Source organism: Thioalkalivibrio thiocyanodenitrificans ARhD 1 (assembly GCF_000378965.1).
In the GTDB taxonomy this organism is placed as follows: Bacteria; Pseudomonadota; Gammaproteobacteria; order Ectothiorhodospirales; family Ectothiorhodospiraceae; genus Thioalkalivibrio_A; species Thioalkalivibrio_A thiocyanodenitrificans.
In genome coordinates, this window is the sequence record NZ_KB900536.1 from 1,681,629 (window position 1) to 1,707,791 (window position 26,163).

At 66.9% G+C, this 26,163-nt stretch carries 24 protein-coding genes; 17 read left to right on the plus strand and 7 right to left on the minus strand.

The window, feature by feature from the left end; genetic code table 11:
* The first annotated feature begins 1 nt into the window (after position 1).
* The 9 genes from THITHI_RS0107875 to THITHI_RS0107920 all read left to right on the plus strand — a co-directional run bounded on the left by THITHI_RS0107875 (position 2) and on the right by THITHI_RS0107920 (position 8,590).
* Positions 2-373 (plus strand): helix-turn-helix transcriptional regulator, encoded by a 372-nt coding sequence (locus tag THITHI_RS0107875; protein WP_026186167.1) that lies wholly within the window; start codon positions 2-4, stop codon positions 371-373.
* Positions 370-1,686, plus strand: coding sequence for a type II toxin-antitoxin system HipA family toxin (locus tag THITHI_RS0107880; RefSeq protein ID WP_018232536.1), 1,317 nt, complete (start codon positions 370-372; stop codon positions 1,684-1,686). Before THITHI_RS0107875 ends, THITHI_RS0107880 begins: the two co-directional genes overlap by 4 nt.
* A 239-nt stretch (positions 1,687-1,925) precedes the next feature.
* Positions 1,926-2,657, plus strand: coding sequence for a S1 family peptidase (locus THITHI_RS0107885; RefSeq protein WP_018232537.1), 732 nt, complete (start codon positions 1,926-1,928; stop codon positions 2,655-2,657).
* 203 nt (positions 2,658-2,860) lie between these two features.
* On the plus strand, positions 2,861-3,058 hold the full coding sequence (locus THITHI_RS20780; RefSeq protein ID WP_018232538.1) for a twin transmembrane helix small protein: 198 nt from the start codon (positions 2,861-2,863) through the stop codon (positions 3,056-3,058).
* A gap of 186 nt (positions 3,059-3,244) precedes the next feature.
* Positions 3,245-4,480 carry an APC family permease gene (locus THITHI_RS0107895; protein ID WP_018232539.1) on the plus strand — a complete coding sequence of 412 codons (1,236 nt, stop codon included), beginning with the start codon at positions 3,245-3,247 and terminating at the stop codon, positions 4,478-4,480.
* 233 nt (positions 4,481-4,713) lie between these two features.
* Positions 4,714-5,661, plus strand: a complete 948-nt coding sequence (locus THITHI_RS18655; protein ID WP_018232540.1) for a F510_1955 family glycosylhydrolase — start codon at positions 4,714-4,716, stop codon at positions 5,659-5,661.
* 520 nt (positions 5,662-6,181) lie between these two features.
* Positions 6,182-7,312, plus strand: coding sequence for a site-2 protease family protein (locus THITHI_RS0107910; protein ID WP_018232542.1), 1,131 nt, complete (start codon positions 6,182-6,184; stop codon positions 7,310-7,312).
* A gap of 108 nt (positions 7,313-7,420) precedes the next feature.
* On the plus strand, positions 7,421-7,786 hold the full coding sequence (locus THITHI_RS0107915) for a nucleotide pyrophosphohydrolase (protein ID WP_018232543.1): 366 nt from the start codon (positions 7,421-7,423) through the stop codon (positions 7,784-7,786).
* Positions 7,787-8,080: 294 nt separating this feature from the next.
* Positions 8,081-8,590, plus strand: a complete 510-nt coding sequence (locus THITHI_RS0107920) for a retropepsin-like aspartic protease (RefSeq protein ID WP_018232544.1) — start codon at positions 8,081-8,083, stop codon at positions 8,588-8,590.
* A gap of 56 nt (positions 8,591-8,646) precedes the next feature.
* Here THITHI_RS0107920 and THITHI_RS19755 read toward each other — a convergent pair whose 3' ends face one another.
* Positions 8,647-9,198, minus strand: coding sequence for a PRC-barrel domain-containing protein (locus THITHI_RS19755; protein ID WP_198005587.1), 552 nt, complete (start codon positions 9,196-9,198; stop codon positions 8,647-8,649).
* 642 nt (positions 9,199-9,840) lie between these two features.
* Here THITHI_RS19755 and THITHI_RS0107930 point away from each other — a divergent pair.
* Genes THITHI_RS0107930 through THITHI_RS0107940 form a run of 3 tightly spaced genes read left to right on the plus strand, consistent with a single transcriptional unit; the run spans position 9,841 to position 13,963 of the window.
* Positions 9,841-11,859: a site-specific recombinase gene (locus THITHI_RS0107930; RefSeq protein WP_018232546.1), complete on the plus strand. Its 2,019-nt coding sequence runs from the start codon at positions 9,841-9,843 to the stop codon at positions 11,857-11,859.
* A 12-nt stretch (positions 11,860-11,871) separates the two neighbouring features.
* Positions 11,872-12,255 carry a DUF6394 family protein gene (locus tag THITHI_RS0107935; protein ID WP_018232547.1) on the plus strand — a complete coding sequence of 128 codons (384 nt, stop codon included), beginning with the start codon at positions 11,872-11,874 and terminating at the stop codon, positions 12,253-12,255.
* A 7-nt stretch (positions 12,256-12,262) separates the two neighbouring features.
* Positions 12,263-13,963, plus strand: coding sequence for a potassium channel family protein (locus THITHI_RS0107940; RefSeq protein WP_018232548.1), 1,701 nt, complete (start codon positions 12,263-12,265; stop codon positions 13,961-13,963).
* A gap of 127 nt (positions 13,964-14,090) precedes the next feature.
* Here THITHI_RS0107940 and THITHI_RS0107945 read toward each other — a convergent pair whose 3' ends face one another.
* Positions 14,091-14,468, minus strand: coding sequence for a hypothetical protein (locus tag THITHI_RS0107945; protein ID WP_018232549.1), 378 nt, complete (start codon positions 14,466-14,468; stop codon positions 14,091-14,093).
* Positions 14,469-14,672: 204 nt separating this feature from the next.
* Between THITHI_RS0107945 and THITHI_RS18665 the strand changes: the two genes are divergently transcribed.
* From THITHI_RS18665 to THITHI_RS19760, 3 genes are read left to right on the plus strand one after another with little or no spacing between them, the layout of a single operon-like run.
* On the plus strand, positions 14,673-15,272 hold the full coding sequence (locus THITHI_RS18665; RefSeq protein ID WP_018232550.1) for a collagen-like protein: 600 nt from the start codon (positions 14,673-14,675) through the stop codon (positions 15,270-15,272).
* Positions 15,265-15,738 carry a hypothetical protein gene (locus tag THITHI_RS0107955; RefSeq protein WP_156820499.1) on the plus strand — a complete coding sequence of 158 codons (474 nt, stop codon included), beginning with the start codon at positions 15,265-15,267 and terminating at the stop codon, positions 15,736-15,738. The genes THITHI_RS18665 and THITHI_RS0107955 overlap by 8 nt, the downstream gene beginning before the upstream one ends.
* A gap of 24 nt (positions 15,739-15,762) precedes the next feature.
* Entirely contained in the window at positions 15,763-17,772 is a 2,010-nt protein-coding gene (locus THITHI_RS19760; RefSeq protein WP_018232552.1) for a glycosyltransferase, read from the plus strand.
* Positions 17,773-17,898: 126 nt separating this feature from the next.
* Here the strand turns inward: THITHI_RS19760 and THITHI_RS0107965 are convergent, their stop codons facing one another.
* The 5 genes from THITHI_RS0107965 to THITHI_RS0107985 form a co-directional block, all read right to left on the minus strand.
* Positions 17,899-18,507: a hypothetical protein gene (locus tag THITHI_RS0107965; protein ID WP_156820500.1), complete on the minus strand. Its 609-nt coding sequence runs from the start codon at positions 18,505-18,507 to the stop codon at positions 17,899-17,901.
* 93 nt (positions 18,508-18,600) lie between these two features.
* Positions 18,601-19,590: a Kelch repeat-containing protein gene (locus THITHI_RS0107970; RefSeq protein ID WP_018232554.1), complete on the minus strand. Its 990-nt coding sequence runs from the start codon at positions 19,588-19,590 to the stop codon at positions 18,601-18,603.
* 255 nt (positions 19,591-19,845) lie between these two features.
* The gene (locus THITHI_RS18675; RefSeq protein ID WP_083908680.1) at positions 19,846-20,400 is read right to left on the minus strand and encodes a group I truncated hemoglobin; all 555 of its coding nucleotides are present in this window, start codon (positions 20,398-20,400) and stop codon (positions 19,846-19,848) included.
* Positions 20,401-20,931: 531 nt separating this feature from the next.
* Positions 20,932-22,650, minus strand: coding sequence for a potassium/proton antiporter (locus THITHI_RS0107980; protein WP_018232556.1), 1,719 nt, complete (start codon positions 22,648-22,650; stop codon positions 20,932-20,934).
* 205 nt (positions 22,651-22,855) lie between these two features.
* A complete protein-coding gene (locus THITHI_RS0107985; protein ID WP_018232557.1) occupies positions 22,856-23,803 on the minus strand; it encodes an MBL fold metallo-hydrolase in 948 nt (315 codons plus the stop codon).
* A 170-nt stretch (positions 23,804-23,973) separates the two neighbouring features.
* Between THITHI_RS0107985 and THITHI_RS0107990 the strand changes: the two genes are divergently transcribed.
* A complete protein-coding gene (locus THITHI_RS0107990; RefSeq protein WP_018232558.1) occupies positions 23,974-24,969 on the plus strand; it encodes a lipid A deacylase LpxR family protein in 996 nt (331 codons plus the stop codon).
* Positions 24,957-25,994 (plus strand): lipid A deacylase LpxR family protein, encoded by a 1,038-nt coding sequence (locus THITHI_RS0107995; protein WP_083908681.1) that lies wholly within the window; start codon positions 24,957-24,959, stop codon positions 25,992-25,994. The genes THITHI_RS0107990 and THITHI_RS0107995 overlap by 13 nt, the downstream gene beginning before the upstream one ends.
* Positions 25,995-26,163: the final 169 nt, after the last annotated feature.

Below are 26,163 nucleotides of genomic sequence, written 5' to 3' on the forward strand. Positions count from 1 at the left end.
CATGAAACTCGACGAAAAGCTCACAGACGACGCGGTGCTGGCAGAGCTGGGCGAACGGCTGGCCCGGCTGCGTATCGGGCGCGGGCTCACCCAGGCGCAACTGGCCGATGAGGCCGGGGTGGGCAAGCGTACGGTGGAGCGGGCGGAAGCGGGTCACTCCGTGCAGCTGGTGACCCTGGTGCGGCTGTTCCGGGTGCTGGGCCTGATGAGCGCCCTGGATCACCTCATGCCGGAGCCGGGGCCGACGCCCATGGAACTGCTCAAGGAAAAGACCACGGGCCGCGGCCGCCAGCGCGCATCCGGCCGCCGCCCCCCCTCCGCCCCCAGGACACGCACCGGCGGCAAGGCATGGACATGGGGTGACGAATCGTGACGTCGGTGGCCGAAGTGAAACTCTGGGGCAGCACCATCGGCGCCATCGCCCTGGAAGACGGCGCCGAGGTGGCCAGTTTCGAGTACGACCCGGACTTCGCCCGAAGCGGCATCGAGATCGCCCCGCTGACCATGCCGCTCGCCCCGGGCGTGTACCGCTTCCCCGCCCTGGCGCGGGAGACCTTCCACGGTCTGCCCGGCCTGCTGTCGGATTCGCTGCCCGACAAGTTCGGCAATGCCCTGATCGACGCCTGGCTGGCCACCCAGGGCAGAACCCCCGATTCCTTCAATTCCGTGGAACGTCTCTGCTACACCGGCAGGCGTGGCATGGGTGCGTTGGAGTTCGAGCCGGTGACAGGCCCGAAAGCGCGGGGGGCGCAGAAGATCCAGGTGGATCAACTGGTGGCGCTGGCCTCGGACATCCTCACCCACCGCAGCGAACTGGCCACCCGTTTCGGCGACGAGATGCACAACGGCGACGCCCTGCAGCAGATCCTGCAGGTGGGCACCTCTGCCGGCGGCGCGCGGGCCAAGGCGGTGATCGCCTGGAACCCGGAAACCAACGAGGTACGCTCCGGGCAGGTGGACGCGGGCGAGGGGTTCGGCTACTGGCTGCTCAAGTTCGACGGCGTGAGCGGTAACAAGGACAAGGAGCTTGAAGACCCCAAAGGCTACGGCGTGATCGAGTACGCCTACTCCCTCATGGCGCGCGATGCCGGCATCACCATGAACGAATGCCGCCTGCTGGAGGAGAACGGCCGCCGGCATTTCATGACAAAGCGCTTCGACCGGCTGGACGGGGGCGAGAAGCTGCACATGCAGTCCTTCGGGGCACTGGCGCATTTCGACTACAACATGGCCGGTGCCTACAGCTACGAACAGGCCTTCCAGGTCATCCGGCAATTGCGCCTGCCCATGCGCGACGTGGAGCAGCAGTTTCGCCGCATGGTGTTCAACATCGTGGCCCGCAACCAGGACGACCACGTGAAGAATATCGCCTTCCTGATGGACCGGACCGGGCGCTGGTCCCTCTCGCCGGCCTTTGACGTGACCTACAGCTACCAGCCCGGCGGGCGCTGGACCTCCACCCACCAGATGAGCCTCAACGGCAAGCGCGACGGTTTCGTGCCGGCGGACTTCACCGCCTGCGCCGAGGTGGCCGGCCTGAAACGGGGCCGCGCCGAAGCGATCCTCAACGAAATACAGCGCATCGTGGCACGCTGGCCCGAGTATGCCGACGAGGCGGGGCTCGACCCGGACCACCGCGACCGGATCCGCGGCGCCCTGCGCCTGCCGGCGGACAGGTCGGGATGACCCCCGGCCAAAGGAAGACATGCGGAAAGAACACGCCCGGCTTCTCGCCCCTACTCCACAGGCTGGCGTCACCCAGCCTTGAGCAAAGGCCCCGCGACAAGCGAAGTCCCGACCCGTTCACAGGGGCAGCCGCATCAGTGGTCCTGACCGCATGATCCGGCGTAGAGTGGCGAGGGACGATCGCCCCTCCAGGGGACGATCGATGCACAACCCGACCCCAGACCGAACGGCGGCCTTCCATGATCGAATCCATCCTCCTCACCGCTGCCCGTATCTCGACCTTCAACGGACAGCAGCTGATCACCAACGCCAGCGGCTTTTTCTTCGCCCGCGACGAGCGGCTGTTTCTGGTGACCAGCCGTCACGTGATGCACGACGAACCCAGCGGCCATGCCCCGGATCGCATCGAGATCGAATTGCACGTCGACGCGGAGAACATGGCGCGTTCCACCGGGTTCTCAATGTTGCTCTACAAGGATGGAAGAAGCATGTGGCGCCAAGGCATCGACGCGTCCGGGGAGATCGATGTGGCAGCCATCGAGATCGACCGGACCGCATTGCCCGATTCGGTCATCTACAACGCCTTTACCCCGAATCACCTGCTCGGCGAGTTCGATCAGGTGGAGGTGGGGACGTCCCTGGTGGTGGTGGGCTTTCCGCTCGGGTTTCACGACACCCTGCACCACATGCCGGTCGTGCGCCAGGCGACGGTGGCGTCGTCCTTCGGGCTGCGTTTCCAGGGAGAGGGCTATTTCCTCACGGACGCCCGCACCCACCGCGGCACCAGCGGGGCGCCGGTGGTGATGCGCATCACGGATCCGCCCCGCTCCAACGACGTGCTGCCCTGGATGCTGCTCGGCGTGCACTCGGCGAGGCTGGATGTGGGCACCCGCGACCTGGTGCTGGATGAGGCACTCGGGCTCAATTGTGCCTGGTATGCCGATATTCTGATGACGTTGACAGAGAACTGAGCACGAACGCCTGGAGCGGGAACGATCTGCCCGTAGAACCGTCTGCCCCCTTGATCCACGTCAACGCCGTTGCCCGCGGAATGTTTTGTAGTGGTCTCACCGGGGCCAACACGAGCCCCATGAGGCCCGCCCGGCCATCCGGCGCACAGGCATGGTTTTCCGCCCTGGGTGCCGGATGGTCCGGCGGGCCGGAGGTGAGTCCGATGGATACCCTGCTTATGCTGCTGCTGGTGGTCGCGGTCGTCGCCACCGCCGCCACGCTGATCACCGGCGTGGCATCCATGGCCCATGGCGGGCAGTTCGACCGGGAACACAGCCATCACCTGATGGCGGCACGGGTCATCGCGCAGGCGGCCGCACTCCTGCTCGTCGTGCTGCTGTTGTTGATGCGCCTGGGCTAGGAAGAAACGCCCGGCGCTGATGTTCGACGCGCCCCGGCAACCGGGGGGCATGAGTACGTCTGTGCATTCCGGGCTGCCGATTCCTCCCTCCCTTTGCCGGGCCCACCGGGGCCGTACTGCAAACGCGAAAACGGCTGACTCCCCGGCCGGCTGTCCGGCCTGCGTGCCGCGGCGATACAATGCGCCATGCCCGCGACGCCGCACACCGCGCTCAAGCGCAGCCTCAACCTGACCCTGGTCGCGTTCTACGGCATCGGCACAATCCTCGGCGCGGGCATCTATGTCCTGATCGGCAAGGTGGCCGGCTTCGCCGGCATGTTCACCCCCGTCGCCTTTCTGCTCGCCGCGGGTCTTGCGGTGTTCTCCGCGCTGGCCTACGCGGAACTGGCGGCGCGTTTCCCCAAGTGCGCCGGCGAGGCGGTCTACGTGCACGAGGCCTTCGGCAGCCGGCGGATCTCGCAACTGGTGGGACTTGCGATCATCGCCATCGGCGTGGTGTCCAGCGCGACACTGGTGCATGGCGTAATCGGTTATCTGCAGGTGTTCTATCCGCTGCCCGAAGTCCTGACCATCATCACGCTGGTGGTCGCGCTCGCGCTCATCGCCGCCTGGGGGGTCAACGAATCGGTCATCATCGCCGGGCTGATGACGCTGGCCAGCATGGTCGGGCTGTGCCTGGTCATCTGGGCGACCGGCCCGCATCTGGCCACCCTGCCGCAACGCTGGCCCGAGCTGCTGCCCGCCGCGCAGGGTGGCATCTGGCTGGGGATACTGCTGGGTGCCTTCGTCGCCTTCTATGCCTACATCGGCTTCGAGGACATCGTCAATCTTGCCGAAGAGACCCGGATGCCCGAGCGGACCATGCCGCGCGCCATCGTCATCGCGCTGCTGGTGACCACCGGCTTCTATCTGGTGGTGGCGGTGGCCGTGGTGCTGACCCTGCCCGCCGCCGAACTGGCCGCCAGCCACGCCCCGCTGGCGCGCGTCTACACCGAACAGACCGGCCACCCGGCGGTGGTGCTGGGGCTGATCGGCGTGGTGTCGGTCCTGAACGGGGCGCTGATCCAGATCATCAAGGGCAGCCGGGTGCTCTACGGCATGAGCCGCCAGGGTTGGCTGCCGGACGGTCTCAACCGGCTGTCGCCGCGCCGCCGGACGCCGATGCGCGCCGTGGCCGTGGTGGGCGGCCTGATCCTGGCCTTTGCGCTGGCCCTGCCCCTGCTGTCGCTTGCGATGCTGACCAGCATCATCACCCTGGCGCTGTTCTCGCTGATCAACTTCGCGCTGCTGCGCGTCAAGCACGTGCAGGGTCCGCGTGCAGACGGGCTGGACCTGCCCGGCTGGGTGCCGTGGTGCGGCGGGTTGCTGAGCGGAGGCTTTCTCCTGTATCAGCTGCTGTTTGGCCTGCGCCTGGGGTTGTGAGCACGGCCCGGGTCGCTCGACCGGCGCTGCCTCTGGCCTTGTTCCCCGTGCCTGAACTGTGATGTCTCGCCAGCGATCCATGCGCTGCAGGCACGGTCCGGAGGCCGGAACCGCGCGCCCCCATCTCCACTCTGACTATATGCAGGATGCGACTCTGCCCTGCAAAGCGCCCTGCGGGCTTCCGGAATCAGCGCCCGCCGTTCGCCGCAACCCATCCGAGTGAGGCAACAGCCATGTTCAAGACTCCGAAACTGATGCCGTTTCTTGCCGGCACCGCTGCATTGGCCGCCATTGTTGGTTGGTCCCCTTCAGTCCTGTCCGATGACACAACCCTTGCCGAGCTCGGTGAGCGGACGCATTTTCACGGCGTTGCGGTGGCGGGCGACGATCCTTCGCTGATCTACCTCGCAACCCATCACGGCCTCTATGGCGTTGCTCCGGATGGAAGCGCCCGGCTGATCTCCGATCACGAAGACGATCTCATGGGCTTCACGGCCCACCCCGACGACCCGCGTGTACTCTTCGCCAGCGGCCATCCCGCCCAAGGCGGCAACCTGGGCTTCATCGTCTCGAAGGATCACGGCAGAAGCTGGCAGAAGCGTTCGGACGGTCTCAACGGCCCGGTGGACTTCCACCAGATGGATGTGAGCAAGGCCGATCCCGACGTGATCTACGGCGCCTACCGCGGCCTGCAGCGCAGCACGGACGCGGGGCACAGATGGGAGATGATGGGACCCCTGCCGGATGGGCTCATCGCACTCGCCGGGTCAAGTACGGATGCGGATGCGGTCTACGCGGCCACACAGGGAGGGCTGCTCAGGAGCGCCGACGCCGGCCGGACATGGCATCGGATCCACCCGGCCCCGCAGCCCGCCACGAAGGTGCATGTGACCCCGGGAGGTGATGTCTACGCATTCATGGCGGGCATTGGCCTGCTCCGCGCAAGCGAACCCGAACTGGACTGGCAGTCCGTATCCGGGTTCGACGGCTGGTTCATCCTGCATCTTGCGTCGGATCCGACCGATCCCGATACCCTCTATGCGGTGACCATGGATCCGCGCACCAGGGCGCAGGCCCTGCGTGAGAGCCGGGATGGGGGAAGGAGCTGGTCACGGTTCGGTGACGGGCAGGCTGAGGCCCCGGACGGCCCCGCCGGGTCCACGCTGGCAGGGGAACGATGAACGTCCACCCGGCCGGCTGACCTCCGGCACGGGTGGTACGGCCTGTCGGCCTGTGTCAGCCCCCGCCAGGGCGCAGGCCGGTGAAAGCGTCGCCGCGGGCCGCGAGTTCGTGGAGGCGTATGTCCAGTATGTTCACTACCTGGAGGACGTCCACGCGGCCATTTCGGCAGCCGGAGGGCACGACCACGGCAGTCCGGCAGCGGCCGGGGCGGGTGTTCAACCCGGCTCGTGGCAAACTCAGAAGAAAGGGCGGGGAAGATCCCCGCCCTTTCCTGTCTTCGCAGGCGAGGCGCCGATCAGTGCAGCACCTCGATGCGCCGCGGCTGCGTCTCGGCCCGCTTGCCGATGGTCACCTCTGCCATGGCAGATATTTTTCTGGGGACGCCCACGCGGTTTTCAAGGGTCCGGCGGCCCCGCGAGGCGCCGGTCGGCGACGGCGGCGGATGCGCGACCCGACCCATGCTGGCAAGATGGCCGGGAACCGCCGGGAACCCGGCGGACCTGACGGAGACGGGTGGCGATGTTCGGTGAAAGCTTCAGGCTGTTCCGGGTGCTCGGCTTCGAGGTCCGGGCCAATGTCAGCTGGCTGTTCCTGGCGCTGCTGATCACTTGGTCGCTGGCGGCGGCGCTGTTCCCGTTCGCCTTCCCCGGCCTCGCCCCGTCCACATACTGGCTCATGGGCCTGGTGGGCATGCTGGGGCTGTTCTTCTCGCTGCTGTTCCATGAGCTGAGCCATTCCCTGGTCGCCCGCGCCTACGGTCTGCCGGTGGGCGGCATCACCCTGTTCCTGTTCGGCGGCATGGCCGAACTGCAGGCCGAGCCCAAACGGCCGGGGGAGGAATTCTGGATGGCCATCGCCGGACCCATCGCCAGCGTGATCCTGGCCGGCGTCTTCTATCTGGCCGCGGTGGTCATGATGGCGCTGGGCGTGCCCCAGCACATTGCCGGCGTCGCCGGTTACCTGGGTTTCATCAACCTGCTGCTGGCCGTGTTCAACATGGTGCCCGGATTTCCCATGGACGGCGGCAGGGTGTTCCGGGCCGCCCTCTGGCGCTGGTCGGGGGACATGCGCCGGGCGACGCTCTGGGCGTCCCGGCTGGGCCAGGGCTTCGGCCTGCTGCTGGTAGCCCTGGGAATCTACAGCTTCCTCTCCGGCAACTTCATCGGCGGGATGTGGTGGTTCCTGATCGGGCTGTTCATCCGCGGCGCCGCCATCGCCAGCTACCAGCATCTCGTGACCCAACTGGCCCTCAAGGGCCAGACGGTACGGCGCTTCATGACCACCGACCCGGTCACCGTGCCCTCGGACACGACCCTCCAGGACTTCGTGGACAGATACCTCTACCACCACGCCTTCGACATCTTCCCGGTGGTCCGGGACGGGCGTCTGCTGGGATACACCAGCCTCCGCCAGGTGCAAACCGTGCCGCGGGACACATGGGCACGAACCCGGGTCGGGGACACGTGCCGGAAGTTCGGCGAGGCCCACACCGTGGACGCCGACGCGGATGCCAACGAGGCCCTGGAACAGATGCAGCGCAGCGAGAGCAGCCGGCTGGTGGTGACCGAGGGCGACCGGGTCGTCGGCATGCTCGTGCTCAAGGACCTCCTGCGCTTCCTGCAGATTCGCGCCGAACTGGAGCAGGGCTGAAGACCGCCGCTTGCGCGGGTGTCGACGATCGGGGCCGGCCGGCATGTCATGCGCGAACCGGGAACACGGACCACTTACCATACAACATGAATTTCCGGGAGCAGAACCATGGACAATGCACTGCACGATCTCAACGAGCGCCTGCGTGAATTCGCCCGGGCCCGGGACTGGGAGCAGTTTCACTCCCCCAAGAATATGGCCATGGCACTCATCGGCGAGGCAGGCGAACTCATCGAGCACTTCCAGTGGCTCACCGAAGAGCAGAGCTACCGGCTGCCGCCGGACAAGCTGGAGGAGGTGCGCCTCGAGATGGCGGATATCTTCATCTACCTGATTCGCCTCTCCGATCGCCTCGGTGTCGATCTCATGGCCGCCGTGGAGGACAAGATCGCCCTCAACGAAGCCAAGTACCCGGCCGACCGGGTGCGGGGCAGTTCGAAGAAGTACAACGAGTATCAGGGGAGTGAGGGGTGAGGAGCGCAACCCCTCCCTTCTCTTGTCACTTGTCACTGACCTCCTCACTCCTGATCCCGCCCTTCCGCATGGGCACGCTGCGCTTTGCCCATCCTACGGTTCCCGTCACTCCTGATCCCGCCCCTCCGCATGGGCACGCTGCGCTTTGCCCATCCTACGGTTCCCGTCACTCCTGCCCGCTTCCTTGACCCGCGTCGTCCGCACCCCGGATACTGGGGCTGCATTTCCCCAATACGTTCGTTCGGGCCCGTACGCCCCCGCGCCGCACCACTGCGGCCTTCCGGTAGGTCAGACATGCAAAGATTCATCGCCTGCGCGCTCCTCGTACTGCTGATGGGCACCGCCACCGTGTCCCTGGCCGGCGAATTCGAAACCGCCGTCGACATGCGTTCCAAGGGCGGCGCCACGTTCTACGTGCCGGGGCGGATCACGGGACTGGGCGAGGTGGACCTGATGGTCGATACCGGGTCCGGTTACATGACCATCAACGAGGACATACTGCATACCCTGAAGGAAGGCGGCCAGGCGACCTTCGTGAGGGATCTGCGCGGCAGACTGGCCGATGGCAGCGAACTGAACGTACCCGTCTATGCCATCGAATCCGTCAGCATCGGCGAGGCGTGCTGGATGCGCGATGTCGAAGCGGCGGTCTTTCCCGGCAGCACCCGCCCGATCCTCGGGCTCAACGTGCTGCAGCGCGCGGGGCCGTTCATCTTCTCGTTCGACCCGCCGCGTCTCGTGCTCAGCCGTTGCGACGCACGGGTCGACCCCGGCACGGCGGGGCTCGCCGCCTGGCAGGATTAAAAGGAACCGCAGCGCCTGCCTGGGAGACCAGACGCTGCGGTTGTTGCACGATCGGATCAGAGCGGCGGCTCGGGCACGGGGCCCGCACCGGGCTCTTCATCCGGCATCGGCTCAAAAGCGGAGAACTCGCTGATCGGGCGGTCGGGTTCCAGTTCGACGTATTCCTCCGGCACGTAGCCGGCGCGTTCCATCAGTTCTTCCTTCGTGGTTCTGACCTGCACCTTGTCATCGGACAGCCGCATCTCGTCGAAGGAGATGGTGATCTCCCGTGCGCCGAATCCCAGGATCCCTCCGGAGGAGACGACCGCGTGGATGCTTTCGTGATCGGGGTTGAGCACCACTGTCTTGATGGTGCCGACCTTCTCGCCATCCGCGTCGATCACGTCGCCGCGGCGCAGCTGATTGGGTGTCATCGTATACAGCGGGTTATTGCTGCCCGCAGCATCAGGCGCCAGGTAGCCGCCGCGGTCCTCCGGCGCGGGCGATACGGGCGGTGCGCCCTCCATGGATTGTCCGGGCGCGGACTCCGGCACAGCATCCGGAAGATCCCGCGTGTCGGTCTGCGCCCATGCGGGTGAAGTCATCAGCGCCGCGATCGCGGTGGCCATCAACGTCTTGCGAAATCTCGTGTTCATAAAAGCCCTCCTGGGTTTCGGATCTCACCGCGCCGGGCATTCGTTACCGGACAGGTCCGGCGGATGTCGGCGTGTGGTTGACCTGGAGTGTTGCAACCGGCGTGCCAGTTTGCCGTGAAGCCGCCCGGGAGCCCCTTCGGGCCGGGGGGCATATCGACGCCATGTGCCTGAAATTCCGCCGTTTGACGGCCTTCCGGACCGTTTGGCGGGTCCGTCGACGGCGCCGGAATCGGCCATCCCCGACCACCCGCGGAAGGGCCGCGGTTGTCGCATCCGGGCGACACCCGGCCCGGCACAGGCACCCGCAGCGAAGCCGTACCCGCTGCAGGTCTGTCGCCCCGGTGCGACACGGGTTCCGGCGTGAGACCAAACCCCGGGCGTCCCGGAGGCGGTCGCAGCGCCGCGCGGCTGGCTTCACGCCGGTTTGCCGGCTCGGAACGCACCGGGGTTTAGTGTCGCCTTCGAGCGACATGCCCCCGACGTCTCAGCCCCGGTGCCGGGACCGGCCGGCGGCCCGGCAGTCCGCCTGTGATAATCTGCCGACAAAAGAACAGGGCCGCTGTGTCCGCCCTGCCCCGACGATGAAAGCCCTTGGCATTCCCTGGACGGTGATCGATGAACGAACGGACCGCGGAGTCGCTGCTTTCGGCACTGGAGGCCGGCGATGCCCCGGACCTGGCCGACACCCTGCGGCAGATCATCGACTGGCTGCGCCCGCCACCTTCCAGACCAACCGTGGCGGCCGTGGTCACACGCATCGAGCAATTGGCCCTGGCGCTGGAGGACCGTCCGTCCGTTCGCGACCGACTGCGTGAACGTCTGGAATCGGAACTGGAATCGGCGCGCCACCTCACCCTGTATACGGAGATCGGGCTCTACTCCCGCAAGGGTTTCGTGCGGGAGTTCCGGGAGCGCCTTTACGAACGACTCAACCCGAGGCCGCTGGATCGCAGCAATCTCAGGGACATCCTCGCCTGCGTCTTCCACGATCCGAAGGACGTGCAATGGGTCGCGGCACTGCCCAATGATGCCTGGTGGCGCCTGCTGGAGGGACTGGGCTGCCTGTCCGGGGAATCCTCGAAGATCGCGCGCAGGGCCAGCGAGGAGATCCTCTACTCCCTGGAGATGCTGGCCGTGTGGGTGGCCGCCGAGGAACTGGAACCGGAGTTCCTCCGGCTCGACCCATCCATCGCCAAGCGGCATTCGGCCTTCGTGGCGCTGCACCGGGAGCTTGCGGATTACGTGGAGGGCTACCGGGCCTGGCTTGCCGATCCGGAGGCAGACTTTCACGACGACCGCCACGCCCGGGTGCTCCTGGAACAGTGCCGGGAACAGATCGACGTGTTTCGCAAGCGCGCGGTGACCGACGGCAGCAGCATCTCGCTCACCCATCTGCTGGAACGCCTGACCCAGACCCTGAACCGCATCGCCGGCCTGCTGGACATGCTGGATCCTTCCGACACCGACGCCCGGCGTGCCGCGTCCGTGCAGATGCTCCGGGAACTGGTGATCGCCAACGCGCGCCGCAACAGCCTCCGCTCCCTCTGGCAGGAGAACATGAGGCTGCTGGCGCGCAGCATCACCCAGCAGGCCAGCGAAACGGGCGAGCACTACATCACCACCAACCGCGCCGAGTATCTGCAGATGTTTCGAAGCGGCGCGGGTGCGGGCCTGATCATCGCCTTCATGGCGCTGATCAAGATCGAGATCGAAGCCATGGGCCTGGGTCCCGGCCTCAACACGTTCTGGGTGTGCCTGAACTACGGGCTCGGTTTCGTACTCATTCACATCCTGAATTTCACCGTGGCCACCAAACAGCCCGCCATGACCGCCGCGCGGCTGGCGGCCGCCATCGAGGAGACGGAAAAGGGCATCGCCAGCCCGGACAGGCTGGCGGACCTGCTGATCCAGGTGGGACGCTCACAGCTGGTGGCCGTGCTGGGCAACGTGAGCGTCGCACTGCCCGTGGCCGTGGGGGTGGGCTGGCTGTACGGTGCGTTCCTGGAGGCGCCGGTGCTGGACGCGGCACAGGCACAGTACCAGCTCCACAAGCTCACACCCTTTGCCGGGCTCGCCCTGTTTCATGCGGCCATCGCGGGCGTATGGCTGTTCGTGGCCGGACTGATCTCCGGGTTCTTCGACAACCGCTGCGCCTACATGGACCTGCCCGGCCGGCTTCGGGGGCACCCGTTGCTGACGCGGTTCCTGTCCGGGGATACCCGCGAGCGTTTCGCCGGCTTCATCGACCACAACTACGGCGCCCTGGCAGGCAACTTCTTCTTCGGCGTCCTGCTGGGGATCACGGCCTACCTGGGCTACCTGCTGAGCCTGCCGCTGGACATCCAGCACGTGGCCTTCGGCTCCGCGAACCTGGGCTACGCGGCCACGTCGCATGCGGGCCATGCGGCGGCGCTGCTGCCTTTCCTGGTGTTCGTGCTGCTGATCGGTGCCGTGAATCTCTGGGTGAGCTTCGCGCTGGCCCTGTACGTTGCGCTCCGGGCGCGCGGCACGCGCATCGGGGCCGTGGATCGCCTGCTCAGAGCCTACCTGGCACGCATCCGGGAACGACCACGGGAGCTTGTGCTGCCGCCCGCACAGGTACCCGAAGAAGAAGGCAGCGACGGCAACAACTGAAGGGGGATCTCCATGAACCTTGAGAAGGTGGTATTCGGTTTCTTCATCTTTATGGCACTGACGCTCAACTTCGGATTCGTCCTGGGAGAGATCGACAACCCGGCCCATCACAACACCTACGAGTTGTTCGCCGCCATCGTCGTGAACCTGATCGCCATGGTGCTCAAGTTCGGTGACCGCACGCAGACCGGGGCGCTGATGCTGGCAAGCTCCCTGGTGGCGGTCCTGCAATTGGGCGCGGCTGCGGTGGTCTGGGCCTACGCCACCCATGTCAGCGCATCCGGCCTGGATGCCCTGCTCATGGCCAGCATCGTCTCGCTGGCCGCCGGGGCGGTGATCGCCAACGTGATCTCCGTGGTGCTGCTGATCACCGACGCAGTCGCCATGCGCCGGTGAGCCCGCCATGAGCAAGGTCCTGTTTCTGTTCCTCAGGCGCATGCGCCCGCCGTTGCTGGTGCTGACGGCGGCATACAGCATCTCGGTCACCGGCCTGGTGCTGATCCCGGGTGTGGACGACCAGGGCGAGCCCTGGCGCATGGATATCTTCCATGCCTTCTATTTCGTCAGCTACATGGCCACCACCATCGGCTTCGGCGAGATCCCCCATACCTTCAGCGATGCGCAGCGCATGTGGACCACGGCCACCATCTACCTCTCGGTGGTGGCATGGCTGTACGCGATCGGCAAGACCCTAACCCTGCTCCAGGACCCTGCCTTCAAGCTGGCCGTCAGCCAGCACGCCTTCGATCGCAGCATCCGCCGTCTGCGGGAACCTTTCCACATCGTGTGCGGCTACGGAGACACGGGCGCCCTGCTGGTGCGCTCGCTGCTCAGGCGCAACCGCTTCGCGGTGATCATCGAGCGTGACCAGGAGCGCATCAACGAACTGACGCTGGAGGATTACCACATTCACGTGCCGGGCCTGTGCGGCGACGCCAGCGTCTCGGCAAGGCTCATGGAGGCCGGTCTGCTCAACCCGTTCTGCCGGGGCGTGGTGGCGCTCACCAACCACGACGAGGCGAACCTGAAGATCGCTATCACCGCGAAGCTGCTCAACCCCGAGCTTCCGGTGATCTGCCGCGCGGAGCGCCAGGACACGGAAAGGAACATGGCCTCGTTCGGCACCGAGCATGTGATCAACCCCTTCGAGATTTTCGGCGACCGGCTTGCCCTCGCCCTGCGCTCCCCGGCGCACCACCTGCTGCACGAATGGTTGAGCAGCATCCCTGGCAGCCGGCTGCCCATGCCCATCGAGCCGCCCCGTGGGCGCTGGATTCTGTGCGGCTTCGGACGCTTCGGCAAGGCCGTGCATGCGGGCCTCGCCGGGCAGGGCATCGAGACCACCGTCATCGAGGAGGACCCGGAGGGCACCGGCTGTCCACCCGGCTGCATCCGAGGCCGGGGCACCGAGGCGGACACCCTGCGCGAGGCGGGCATCGAGTCGGCCGCGGCCATCGTGGCCGGGACCGCTCGGGACGCCAACAACCTGTCCATCCTGATGACCGCGCGGGAACTCAATCCGGAATTGTTCACGGTGGGGCGTCAGAACAGGCGGGACAACGCACTCCTGTTCGACGCCGCGGACCTGGGCCTGGTGATGCGCCACGACGAGATCATCGCCGAAGCCATCCTGTCCCACCTCACCTCGCCGCTGCTTGCGCAGTTCTTCGGGCTCGGACGCGAGCAGGACACCGGCTGGGCCAACGAGATGGTGGCCCGCATCACGGCCGTGGTGGGCGAGCGGGTGCCCGCGGTGTGGAGCGTGACCCTGGATGAGGCGACCGCACCCGCGCTGCTGAAGCGGCTGTCCGGCGGGACCGTCACCCTGGGTGAGCTGCTCAAGGCCGATCATCCCGCCCACGAACGGCGTCCGTGCGTGGCGCTACTGCTGCAGCGGGCGGAGGACGGGGACCGGGTGCTGGCTCCCGGCGACGAGGTGCCCCTGCACCCCGGGGATCGGATCCTGTTCTGTGGTCAGTTCACGAGCGCCGCGCCCATCGCCCATGCCCTGCGCGAACCCCACGCACTGGAGTTCGTGCTCACCGGGCGGGACCGTCCCGAGGGCTGGATCTGGCGTGCGCTGGGCGCGGGAAGGAAGGGCTGAAGATTCAAGATTCAAGATTCAAAATTCAAAACGCCGGATTCAAAGGGATAGCGCCCCCCGCTCGCTGCCCGGATCCGACACACGTTGAACTTTGAACTTTGAACTTTGAACCTTGAATCTTGAATCTTCACCCCTCGGCCAGGCTCACCCGCACCTCGCCCGTCTCCCGGTCGATCTCCAGGTCCACCTCGCAATACTCGGTGTTCTCGCCGACGAAGGTGGGATCGTCGGCGCAGGCGCAGCCGGCGATGATGCTGGTATAGAAGATGCCCGCCCTCACATGCAGGGTCCGGGGCGTCTCGCTGGTGCGCAGGATCATGGCGCCCAGCCGGTCACCCAGGCCGACGCTCCCCGAGGTGAGGCCCTGCTGCAGGGGCAGCACCTGCGGACCGAGCGCCACGATCTCCTCCTTGAGCGTGGTCTCGAACCCGGCGGTCCCGTGTGCTTGCAGACTTCGGTTCAGGCGGGGCATGGCTCCGGTGCGCGCGATGATGGCGAACGACAAGTGTAACCCATCGGTTTGCGCCCGCTCAGGCGCGCTGCCTTTTGTCGACCGCAATCACCGCGGTTGCCATGGGCACGGTGATCGCGTGGATCATGGCGGCACACAAGCATTGCCCGGGCAACCCTGGACTGCTACCGTTCCTCAGGACTCCCGGGTACCAGGGAGACGCGTCTGATCGTGACAGCACAAACAGGGGGATGGGGGATGGCACGCAAGATCACGAGGCGAAGCTTCCTGACCCGCGGGGTCGCCCTGACGATCAGCATCGGCGGCCTCGCGAGTGCGATGCGGTCACTGGCGTCAACCGTGCCCATGGTGCTGACCTACCAGGGATTCCTCACGGGCTCGGACGGAGCGGCACGGACAGGCAACTTCGAGATGGCCTTCCGGATCGTCGACGGGACCGGAAACCCGCTGCCGAGCCTGGATCCGTGGAAGGAGCTCCACCCCTCCGTGGCAGTCCAGGGAGGCTTCTTCAGTGTTCATCTCGGCAGCGTGACGCCCTTTCCCACCGGCCTGTTCGGCAGCGGCCCCAGCGACACCTTCGGCTACGCGCATTATCTGGAGGTGACCGTCGAGGGCGAGACCCTGTCACCCAACCTGCGCATCACCGGCTCGGCGTTCGCCGCCCAGGGCACGGTGGGTCCCACCGGACCGACGGGCCCCGTCGGAGAACCCGGTCCCACCGGACCCACGGGAGCCATGGGAGAACCCGGACCCACGGGCCCCACGGGGCCCGCCGGCGAGGAGGGTTCCGAGGGCGAGGAGGGTCCCATCGGACCCACGGGGGATGAAGGTGTCTGACGACCCACGCACGCCACGGACTGCACCCTGCGCAAGATTCTCTGCCGGCGCCGGCCGGAACCGAATCGCCCGATGGCTCGCAACGCCGGTCCTGCCCTTCGTGTTCCTGCTCGCCGCCGTATTCCCGCTGTCAGGTCAGGGACAGGACACGTTCGTGGTCAATCATGGCCAGATCAGTACCGGGGCGACCCTGGCCGGCTCAACCAGCTTCCAGGCATTCGCGTGCATCGCGGAACCGGTCGGTGGCCTGTCATCGAGCACGTCATACCAGGTCCTGGCGGGCTGCGGCGCGATGCTCGTCTCCATCGCACAACAGTCGGAGAACGGCGGCAACGGAGGCGGCCGACCCGGCGCAGCGTCGTCGCCCCATGCGATTCCCGTGTTCGGCACGGCGGGCTGGATCGTGCTCGCCATGCTGCTTGCAGCGACCGCGCTGGTGGCACGGCGACGCACGGTCCTGCCCTGATCCCCGGCAGCCCGTCTGCCGCCGATGAGCGCCCGCCTGTGCCTCAACATGATCGTCAGGGACGAGGCGCCGGGAATCCTGCGCTGCCTGGAATCCCTGCTGCCGCTGACAGACTGCTGGGTCATCTGCGACACCGGCTCGACGGACGACACGGCGGCCCTGATCAAGGGCTTCTTCGCGGACCGCCGGATTGCGGGTGAGTTGCACCGGATCCCGTTCCACGACTTCGAACAGGCCCGCAACGAAGCACTGGACCTGTGCCGCGGGTCGGACCTGACGTTCGACTACATCCTGTTCTGCGATGCGGACATGGAACTGCGCCTGGACGAACCGGCCGACGCCCTGCGCCGCCGCCTGATCGCCCCCGCCTACCTGCTGCTGCAACGCAACACCCTGAGTTACCACAACCTCCGCATCCTGGGACGTCACGTGCCCGCGCGCTACGCGGGGGTCACGCACGAGGTCCTCCGGACCGAAGCCCGCCGCGAACGCCTGGAAGGGGCGTGGTTCATGGACCACGCCTCGGGGTCGAGCCGCAAGGACAAGTTCGCGCGCGATCTCCGGCTTCTGGAGGAGGGACTGCGGCGGGAACCGGACAATGCACGCTACCGGTTCTACCTGGCCCAGACCCTCTACGATGCAGGTGAGTACGCGGGCGCGGCCGAGGCCTACCGGAAGCGGATCGAGGCCGGTGGCTGGGAGGAGGAGGTCTGGTACGCCCTCCACCGCCTGGCGCTGTGTCATCTCAGGCTGAACGACAGCGCCGCCTTTATCGACCTCTCCTTCCAGGCGTACCGGCGCCGGCCCCACCGTGCCGAACCCCTTTACGAGCTGGCCCGCGCCCTGCGTCAGGCGGGGGACCACGAGGCGGCCATGTCGGCCTGCGAAACCGGCATCGCGATCCCCTATCCCCACGACGACATGCTGTTCATCGACAACCGCGCGTACACCTGGGGCTTCCCCCACGAGATGAGCATCTCCGGTTTCTATTGCGGGGATCCTGCCCGCCGGGAGGCGGGCCGGCGGCATTGCCACGCGCTGTCGGTCTCCCAGGAGGTCCCGGGGGAGATCCGCGACACGGCCCGGCGCAACGCGCCCCACTACGCCAGGCCGGCAGCCGAGCTGCTGCCCGGGCTGTCGATCCGTGAACTCCGCTTGCCCGCCGACGAGGGCGATCACCCGATGAACCCCTCGCTCTGCCTGCACGAGGGCGGGATGCTGGCCATGGTGCGCTGTGTCAATTACACCATCGCGGACGACGGCCGCTACGTGATCAACGACCCGGGAGGGGTCATTCGCTCGCGCAATGTGCTGGTGACGCTCTCCGGGGACCTATCGGTCACCGGGAGTCGCGTCGTCGTGGATGATGCACCGGGTCCGCGGGCGGCCGGTTCACGGATTCGCGGCTTCGAGGACTGCCGGCTCTTCTCCCTGAACGGCAGGCTCCACGCCACCTGCACGGTCCGCGACCGGGATCCCCGGGCGCGGTGCGAGATCGCGCTCCTGGACATCGAACCCGACGGACGCGTGACCGCCGTGCATCCCGAACGAAGCTACAACGCCCACCTGCACCAGAAGAACTGGATGCCCCTGGTGCGTGACGGGGCGCTTTACTTCGTCTACGGATGCGACCCCACGGTGATCCTGCAATACGACTTCGACACCCGGCAGGCCAGGGAGCTCGAGCGGCACCACCCGCCGCTGGCTCTCGATCATCTGCGCGGCGGCTCCCAGGCCCTGGCCGTACCGGGCGGCTGGCTCTGTCTGGTCCACGAGGTGACCGTTCTGCCCGGCGGCAGGCGCGTCTACCTGCACCGTTTCTTACACCTGGACGAGGGCCTGCGCGTGCCCTCCCTGTCGGAGCCTTTCCATTTCATCAGCCGGGGCATCGAGTTTTGTGCCGGCCTGGCACACGAGCCCGGCACCGACCGCTGTTACGCGAGCTTCGGGGTCGACGATGCCCGGGCCTTCGTGGCGACCTTTTCACTGTCCGAGGCGCTCGAATTGTGCCGCCCGGCGAGCGGCCAGTTGTGATCTGTCAGTAGGTTCTCATCCGGACGAACGGGGTCTGGCCCGGGCTGGTTCGCCCCGGGGGGGTTGGTGCCCGGCCACGATATCCGGTAGGAGCCCGGTCAATGGCACAAATACACGCGTGCAGGGTCAGCGCGCTTCCCGCGCCACGGTGAACTCGAACTCGTCACGGATCTCCTCGCGGCCGACCTCCACGGGACACGGCCCGCCGCCCACCGTCTGGCAGCGCCGTACCTCGAAGTCACGAATCGTCCCGGTCACGACCATCTTGTAGCGCAGGTTGCCCCGGTTTCGCGGTACGTATCGCGCCGGCAGGAGCACGCGGTCCTTGTCCGGCGAACATTCGTACGCGTATCCGGGTCCGCGATACGGATGCTGGACACGGACGTCGAAGTCCCAGCGCCCATCCTCCCAGAGTTCGAAGGCGGTGTATGTGGAGATGACCTGGTAGGCCTGGCCGATCACAGGCTGCTCCGGCCTCCCCAGTTCGCGGCAAGGCCCGGTGAACCAGCCCGCGGGATAGGCGCCGCCGTCCTGTGGGTGTATCGGGGCAGACGCCCGCGGTGCGGTTTCGGCCAGGTCCGTTTCCAGACCCTCCAGGGCCCGGCCAAGGCCTTCCAGCCGCTCAAGCAGGCTCGGGGCGCCGGCATCCGCCCACGTGCTGAACGGAAGCCATCCCGAACCCGCCAGCAGCAACCCGAGCGAGAGACGTCGAACGTACGATCCCGCGCTTTTCATGGCATCACCTCCCTCACAACCGGACGCGGCGGTCATGGCGCCGTCACGCCTTATGGAAGATCCCGATCGGGGCCCGGCCCTGCGGCACCTCAGTCAACGTGCATCTCCGGGCACGAGCCGCTCATTGCGATCGCTGAAGGCGAAGCCCGCTTCAGGGCCGCCCGAGATGACATGGATGGCGCCGTCCACTGCCGCCGCACCAAGACCGTGCCGCGCCGTTGGCATGGCCGGCAGGACTTCCCAGGCGTCGGTGCGGGGATCGTAGCGTTCGGCCTCGTCGAAGGTCCTGCGCCGCGGCACGAAGGTCTCGCCGCCGAACAGATAGACATGGCCATCGAGCACCGCCGCGGCGACGCCGCTTCGCCCCGTGGGAACCGGCGCACCCGTCCGCCATTGATCCGCCTGCGGATCATAGATCTCGTTCACGGTCATCTCGAAGCTGTCGTCGTCGCGCCCGGCGAGCACCACGATCGATCCGTCGACAACCGCTCCGGCATGGTGGTTGCGCGGTGTCGGCAACGGCGCCAGGCTTGCCCATGCATCTGTTGCCGAGTCGTAGGCCTCGTGCGCACCCACATCGGCACGGTCATGGGTGCGTCCGCCGATGGCATGGATACGGCCGTCCAGAACCACGGTCGCATGCGCGCCGCGCGCGGTCGGCAACGGCGCGCCCTCGGACCATTGCTCCGCTGTCAGATCGAAGATGCGCAGCGTGTCGATCGGCTCGAAGGTATTCTCGCGATAGCCGCCGACCACGTATAGCCTGTCGTCCAGATAGACCAGCCCGGCATGGTTGACCCCCTCCGGGAGATCGGTCAGATGCGACCAGGTATCGGCCGCCGGTTCATAGACATACACGGCGCGCGGCGCGTCGGCGCGCCTCTCCCCGGACTGAACGAACCCGCCCCCGAGAAAGATGCGCTTGCCGTCCGTGGCGACACTGACCTCCGTGCGGGCATCCGGGAGCGGTGCCCGCTGGGTCCACTCGCCGCCGACCTTGACAACACCCCCTGCGGCGCCGAAACCCGTCAGGCACAGGACGCTGCCGATCAGCAGGGAGAAAAAGGTTGTTCGCAGAGGCATGGGGTGCCCCCCCGGCGCGACGATGCGGATTCAGGGCATCGGGGACACGGCGGCCGCATACCGGCGTCCGCGCTGTATCACCGGATCAGGCACGCTGCGCCCCATCCATCAAGGTACCCCGGAGTATAGGAAAGATTGCCGTGCCGCAGCGCGACCCCCGGCCGTACCCTGGATCATCGCATCGAAACCCCCGGTGGCCGGGAATTCCGGCCACCGGCTTGGGCCGAATCCCGGCAGCAGGGTGATCGATGGCGCTCAACGGGGCTGCTGGACAATGTCCCCCTCCAGGGGAAGCAGCATTGTCGCCAGTTCCTCCTGCTCCTGCGCCGGCACATCGAAGTCGCCCATGACCTCGCCGAACACCCCGACGAACGCCTCCCAGTCCACGGGCGTGATGCCGAGGCCCGCGTGCGCGGTATGGATGTCACGCCCCGCATAGAAGCAGGGCCCGCCGGTGGCACTGCACATGAAATCGACGATGAGCTGACGGGTCCGCATGCGGCTGTGCTCGGAATAGCCCTCGAACTTGCCTTCCATGCGGGCGAGCAGTTCGTCGACCACGGCGGCGATGGCATCGTAGCCGCCCAGCCGCTTGTACAACACGGGCTCTTCCGGCGCTGCGGACGGCTCCGCATGGGCCGTGGCGAACGGCACTGACACCGCAAGCATCGCCATCAGTAGCGCCGCAGCCGGCGTTGGAAATCCGCGGCACTGACTGACCTGCAGTTGACGCTCACCGGGTCGCGGGGGCTGATGCGGCGAAACCGGCTCAGGTCCCCCCGGGTTCGACTGGTTCGTGATTCTGGTCATGGCTCACCTCCTCTCACGTATCGTGGCGCCCGCCTTTACCGCACCGGCATGGTCGATTGCAGGGTGCGACAAGGCATCCGGCAAAACCGAAGGTGCATCCGGCCGAGACAATCGACGGCGGAGTTCACATCCGGTCCTGCAGGCGTATCACTCTGGCGAGGCAGCGTGTGACGGCGCGTGTGACACGCATTCCGGAACGGGAAAAAGGAGGCTCTTCGACGTTATCGGTGGATTCGATCAGCACGGAGGGTCCGTGGACACCCGCACGACAATCTCCCCCCGTAGGAGCCCGGTCCTCCGGGCGATCCTGCACAAACCAAACCCCATTCGCCCGGAGGACCGGGCTCCTACGGGCGTGCCCTGATCCCTCGCAGGGGCTCAGCCTCCGGGCGATCCTGCCGTCACCGGCAATGGCTTTCCATGCCAAACGTCGACGAACCGAAAGGGACGGACAGACCGCCGTCATGGGGAATGGGGAAACGGGCGAATACCCGATGACTGATTCACAAGGCCACGATGGGCAGTCCCCGATTAATGTGAAAGCTTAAGGCCCACCCGGGTGATGCGCGCGCCCTGCATCTCGCGCACCACGAACTCCACGCCGGCAAGTGACAGCCGGTCGCCCACGACCGGCGCGGTGGGCAGCCTGCCGCGGATGTAATCCTCGACCGTCAGTTCCGCGACGCCCTCGGGCAGCACAAGGCCGTAAGCGAGTGAAAGGTCGCCCAGGTTTGCATCACCGTTGAGCACGAACTCACCGAAGAACGCCTGTTCGGAGAGCCGCTTGGGGGCTGCACGGGGGACGAACAGGCGATCCAGATCCGGCAGGTCATCGGGCGCGGCCATGAGATACAGGTAATCCCCGGCGCGCAGATCCAGGAGTTCCAGGGAATCGAGCAGCTTCTTGTCGCGCAGATGGGCCACCACGCGCACGCTGCTGGGCAGCACGAAACTGGTCCACCTCTCCTCCACCACGGGGGTGTTTTTCGCCAGCCGGTAACCCACGAGTTCCATCTCCTGCTGCCCCGGAATATCCAGTTCCACGCGCTGCACCACGTGGGTCGTCGGGGGCACTTCCAGGCGCAGCAGGCGCGCCGCGGGCGCGACGGTCCAGCCCTGCACCAGCAGCGAGATCAGCACCACGAAGAATACAATGTTAAAGAAGTCGCCCGCCTGTTCCAGGCCGGCAAGCAGGGGGAACAGGGCGAGGATGATGGGCACCGCGCCGCGCAGGCCCACCCATGCGATGAAGCCCTGTTCACGCCACGGAAAGTGGAACGGCAACAGGGACAGCCAGACGGCGACCGGTCGTGCCAGCAGGATCAGCACGCCGGCAATGAGCAGGGCATCCACGGCCACTGGCATCAACTGCGACGGCGTCACCAGCATGCCGAGCATGAGAAACATGCCGATCTGGGCGAGCCGCGCGATACCGTCGTGAAAGCGGTTGATGTTCTGGCTGGCCTGCAGCGGCCGGTTGCCCAGCACCAGTCCCGCCAGGTAGATGGCCAGGAAACCGGAACCGTTGACCTGGCTCGCCACGCCGAACACCGTGAGGCCGGCGGCCAGCGCGGCCAGGGGATACAGGCCGGGGGCAAGGTCCAGCCGGTTGATCACCCAGACGAAGGCGAAGCCGCCGGCAATGCCGATCATCGCGCCCAGACCCATCTGCTGGATGAACTCCCAGAGCACCACCAGCCCCATGTTCTGCGGGCCCGTGACCAGCAGTTCGATGAACACGATGGTGAGGAAGATGGCCATCGGGTCGTTGCTGCCGGACTCGATCTCCAGCGTCGCCCCCACGCGCTGCTTGAGCTCCAGGCCCCGGCTGTGCAGCAGTGAAAACACGGCCGCCGCGTCGGTGGAGCCCACGATGGCGCCGAGCAGAAGGCCTTCCATCCAGTGCAGGCCCAGCCACCAGGCCGCGAAGGCGCCGGTGATGGCGGCAGTGATCACCACACCGAAGGTGGCCAGCACCACCGCGGGTCTGAGACCCACGCGGAAGTTCTTCACCGGCGTGCGCAGGCCGCCGTCGAACAGGATGATGGCCAGCGCCAGGCTGCCGAACAGATGGGCCAACTGAACGTCGTGGAAGATCACCCCGCCCGGGCCTTCCTCGCCCAGCAGCATGCCGATGATTAGGAAGACCAGCAGAATGGGCGCGCCGACGCGCGCGGTCACCACACTGGACAGTACGCTCAGAAGCAGCACCAGGCTGCCCAGCAGGATGATCTGGTTGGTCAGTTCCACGCGGCGCTTCGTTCCCGGCTTGCATGGCCACCACAAGGGTGACGAGGATGGATCAACGATACCGCAGCCGCCATGCGCGCCGGGGCCGGGTCCGGCCGTGCATCATCCGGCCCGCGCGTTCCGATGCCCCGGCGGCGGGATGCCTGGGGCCATTATGCCAGACGCAGGGCGATGGACGGACAGGCGCCTGGTTGAGATAGCACAGCTAGAAGACCGAGTCCTCGACTTCCGTATACATGTGGGCCACCGAACGGTTGACCTTGTCTTCGAAGCCCGGATAGTCGACGACGATATCGGCCATGCGCTCGCGCACGATGGGCACGGTCTCGAAATCGGGCAGGCCCTGAAGCACGCCTTCCTCGACGGCCGCCCAGAGCGCGGTGAGGTAGCCCTTCAACCGGGGCAGGGTCTCGGGACCCTCGACGCGGCCGTGACCGGGAATGACCACACGCGGTCCCAGCCCGATGAGGGTGTCCATGAACCCGATCCACTGCGCCACCCGGCCATCCCATACGGAGGGCGCGCGGTCGGTGTACACCACATCGCCCGTGATCAGTACGCGGCTTTCGGGCAGCCAGACCACCAGGTCACCGGGAGAATGGCTGTCTCCCGAAGGCAGCAGCACCACGCGCGTGCCGCCCAGGTCGCGTTCCACCCGTTCGTCCACGGCCCGGTCGGGAAACAGGGTCCGGGATTGCCCGGTGGCACCGCCGGTCATGTCATTGAAGCTGTCGATCCAGCCGTCCGCCTGCTGTTTCATGCGCGCGATCGACGCGCTGCCCGCCATGATCTCCGGGCCGTCCCCGGCAAATCCGTGATTGCCCAGCCAGTGATCCCCGTGGCTGTGGGTGTTGACGATCCAGCGCACGGGTTGATCTGTGACCGAGCGGATGGCATTGCGCAGGGCCACGCCCATGGTCTCCGAGGAGCCCGTGTCCACCACCAGCACGCCGTCACCCGTCACCACGAAGGCCATGTTGGCGTTCCATCCCAGGTTCTCCGGGTTGGGAAAATCCCGCGCGGGGCTGAGCACCGCGTACACGCCCGGCGCCACCCTTTCGGGGGCCATCGGGTAATCTTCGGGGCTCGCGGCACCCAGGGCCTGCGCGGACCAGACAAGAGCGACGGCCAACCACGGAATCGATCGGATCATGTGTTCTTTCTCCTGGATACTGGATGGGCCCCGGCGGATCGGATGCGCGCGCCCGGCACGCAGGCATCAGACACCGGGAAACGCCCCGGAATTCCCCGGGACGGGACGGCCGTTCGATCAACCCGGGCGGCGGGGGATAGAATGAGCAGGCCCCGACCCAAGGATCGCACATGTCCCGCCCCGGTTCCCTGATCACGGCCCTGATTCTTGCCGCCTGGACGGCGGTGCAGGCCGGGGAACCCCCCGCCGAGCCCGACATGGGCATCCTGGTGCTGGAACTCGAGAACGACCTGTTTGCGGGCCAGGACCGCCACTACACCAACGGCGTACGCGCCAGTTGGATCACGCCCGACGGAGGCGTGCCCGGCCTGCTGCGTGACGTAGGCGGCCTGATCCCGTTCTTTCCGGGCGACGGGGAATTGAAGAATTCATGGTCCATCGGCCAGAACATGTATACGCCCAGGGACCTGCGCGCCACGGACCCGGTCCCGGACGACCGGCCCTACGCGGGCTGGCTCTACGTCAGCGGGGGACTGGCGGAAGTGACGAAGCGGCGAATGGATCGCCTGCAACTGACCCTGGGCGTGATCGGCCCGGCCTCGCTGGCGGACAAGACCCAGCAGGAGATCCACCGGATCGTGGGCGCACCCATGCCCCGCGGCTGGGATCACCAGCTCGGCAATGAACCGACCCTGATGGTGAGTTACGAGCGTCAGGTGCATGCCCTGGAGCGCGGCACCAGCACGGGCTGGCAGATGGACGTGATTCGCCACTGGGGCGCGACATTGGGCACCCCCTTCACGCTGATCAACTCGGGGCTGACCCTGCGTGCGGGCCGCAACCTGCCCCATGACTTCGGTCCGTCCCGCATCCAGCCGGCCCTTCCCGGCTCGGGCCTGTTCGTGCCCAGGGCCCGCCGGGGCTGGTACGTCTTCGCCGGCGTGGACGTCCGGGCGGTGGCCTGGAACGTCTTCCTGGACGGCAGCACCTTCCGCGACAGCCCCGGCGTGGACCGCAACCCGCTGGTGGGTGACGCCCAGGCGGGTGCCGTATTGAGCCTGGGGCGGGCACGGCTGACATACACCCATGTCTTCCGCAGCCAGGAATTCACGGATCAGCCGGAGCGGGAGGACTTCGGTGCGGTGAGTCTCTCATGGCTGTTCTGAGCCCCGGACGTCTGCAGCACCGAGGATCCGGGACGGGGCCCGCGGGACGCGTGCACGCCCTGCCCCTGCTGATCGCGCTGGCGGCATTCCACGTGGAGGCGGCTCACGCTGAACAGCACATCTTCGTGCTGGACATCGACAACGACTGGTTCGCCGGCACCGACCGCTACTACACCAGCGGCCTGCGCCTGACCCGGATCCGCCCGGCGGACGGCGCATCTGAACGGGCGGTCCGGCTGGCCGAAGCAGTCCCCCTGTTTCCCGACCATGGCCGGGTGGGTGTCGCCTGTTCCCTGGGTCAGAACGTCTACACACCCAGGGACCAGAAGCTGGAGACTCCGAACCCGGATGACCGGCCCTATGCCGGCTGGTTGTACGCCAGCGCCGGCATCGGGCAGGAGACCGGACAGCGCCTGGATCGCCTGCAGATGACCCTCGGCGTTGTCGGCCCCGCTTCCCTGGCGTCCCGCACGCAGCGGATGATTCACCGGGTGACAGGCCCCGCCTGGCCGCGGGGCTGGGACAGCCAGCTGGGCAACGAACCCACCCTCATGCTGAGCTACGAACGGCAGTGGCGCGCCCGGGTGCGCGCCTTCGGCAACGACGGCTGGGGCGCCGACTGGACACCCCACGTCGGCGGCAGCCTGGGCACGCCGTTCACCTACCTCAACACGGGATTCATGGTGCGCGTGGGCCGCAATCTCCCCATGGACTACGGTCCGCCGCGCATTCAGCCGGGACTGTCGGGGTCGGGCCTGTTCGAGTCACGACAGGGGCTGCAGTGGTACGGTTTCGCCGGCGTGGACCTGCGCCTGGTGGGACACGACCTGTTCCTGGACGGCAACACCTGGCGCGAGAGTGCCGGGGTGAAGAAGGACCGCTACGTAGGGGACCTGCAGATGGGTGTTGCCTTGAGTTTCAAGCGGATGCGCGTGGCCTACACCCATGTGCTGAGGACCCGGGAATTCCGCACCCAGGCACGCCGCCAGAACTTCGGGGCACTGTCGGTTTCCTGGCTCCGGTGAGGCGGCGTGAGGCGTGAGGCGTGAGGCGTGAGGCGTGAGGCGTGAGGCGTGAGGCGTGAGGCGTGAGGCGAAAGTGTAACCGCCACCGAAGCCTCAACCTGGGTTTCACGCCTATCCCCTACGTTCTATCTGTAGGATGGGTCAAGCGAAGCGGACCCATGCGGAAGGG

Excerpts from the sequence above, each read along its gene's own strand:
- THITHI_RS0107875 (WP_026186167.1), top strand. The coding sequence starts at position 2 with ATGAAACTCGACGAAAAGCTCACAGACGACGCGGTGCTGGCAGAGCTG.
- THITHI_RS0107885 (WP_018232537.1), top strand. The coding sequence starts at position 1,926 with ATGATCGAATCCATCCTCCTCACCGCTGCCCGTATCTCGACCTTCAAC.
- THITHI_RS20780 (WP_018232538.1), top strand. The coding sequence starts at position 2,861 with ATGGATACCCTGCTTATGCTGCTGCTGGTGGTCGCGGTCGTCGCCACC.
- THITHI_RS0107895 (WP_018232539.1), top strand. The coding sequence starts at position 3,245 with ATGCCCGCGACGCCGCACACCGCGCTCAAGCGCAGCCTCAACCTGACC.
- THITHI_RS18655 (WP_018232540.1), top strand. The coding sequence starts at position 4,714 with ATGTTCAAGACTCCGAAACTGATGCCGTTTCTTGCCGGCACCGCTGCA.
- THITHI_RS0107910 (WP_018232542.1), top strand. The coding sequence starts at position 6,182 with ATGTTCGGTGAAAGCTTCAGGCTGTTCCGGGTGCTCGGCTTCGAGGTC.
- THITHI_RS0107915 (WP_018232543.1), top strand. The coding sequence starts at position 7,421 with ATGGACAATGCACTGCACGATCTCAACGAGCGCCTGCGTGAATTCGCC.
- THITHI_RS0107920 (WP_018232544.1), top strand. The coding sequence starts at position 8,081 with ATGCAAAGATTCATCGCCTGCGCGCTCCTCGTACTGCTGATGGGCACC.
- THITHI_RS19755 (WP_198005587.1), bottom strand. The coding sequence starts at position 9,198 with ATGGCCACCGCGATCGCGGCGCTGATGACTTCACCCGCATGGGCGCAG.
- THITHI_RS0107930 (WP_018232546.1), top strand. The coding sequence starts at position 9,841 with ATGAACGAACGGACCGCGGAGTCGCTGCTTTCGGCACTGGAGGCCGGC.
- THITHI_RS0107935 (WP_018232547.1), top strand. The coding sequence starts at position 11,872 with ATGAACCTTGAGAAGGTGGTATTCGGTTTCTTCATCTTTATGGCACTG.
- THITHI_RS0107940 (WP_018232548.1), top strand. The coding sequence starts at position 12,263 with ATGAGCAAGGTCCTGTTTCTGTTCCTCAGGCGCATGCGCCCGCCGTTG.
- THITHI_RS18665 (WP_018232550.1), top strand. The coding sequence starts at position 14,673 with ATGGCACGCAAGATCACGAGGCGAAGCTTCCTGACCCGCGGGGTCGCC.
- THITHI_RS19760 (WP_018232552.1), top strand. The coding sequence starts at position 15,763 with ATGAGCGCCCGCCTGTGCCTCAACATGATCGTCAGGGACGAGGCGCCG.
- THITHI_RS0107965 (WP_156820500.1), bottom strand. The coding sequence starts at position 18,507 with ATGAAAAGCGCGGGATCGTACGTTCGACGTCTCTCGCTCGGGTTGCTG.
- THITHI_RS0107970 (WP_018232554.1), bottom strand. The coding sequence starts at position 19,590 with ATGCCTCTGCGAACAACCTTTTTCTCCCTGCTGATCGGCAGCGTCCTG.
- THITHI_RS18675 (WP_083908680.1), bottom strand. The coding sequence starts at position 20,400 with ATGACCAGAATCACGAACCAGTCGAACCCGGGGGGACCTGAGCCGGTT.
- THITHI_RS0107985 (WP_018232557.1), bottom strand. The coding sequence starts at position 23,803 with ATGATCCGATCGATTCCGTGGTTGGCCGTCGCTCTTGTCTGGTCCGCG.
- THITHI_RS0107990 (WP_018232558.1), top strand. The coding sequence starts at position 23,974 with ATGTCCCGCCCCGGTTCCCTGATCACGGCCCTGATTCTTGCCGCCTGG.
- THITHI_RS0107995 (WP_083908681.1), top strand. The coding sequence starts at position 24,957 with ATGGCTGTTCTGAGCCCCGGACGTCTGCAGCACCGAGGATCCGGGACG.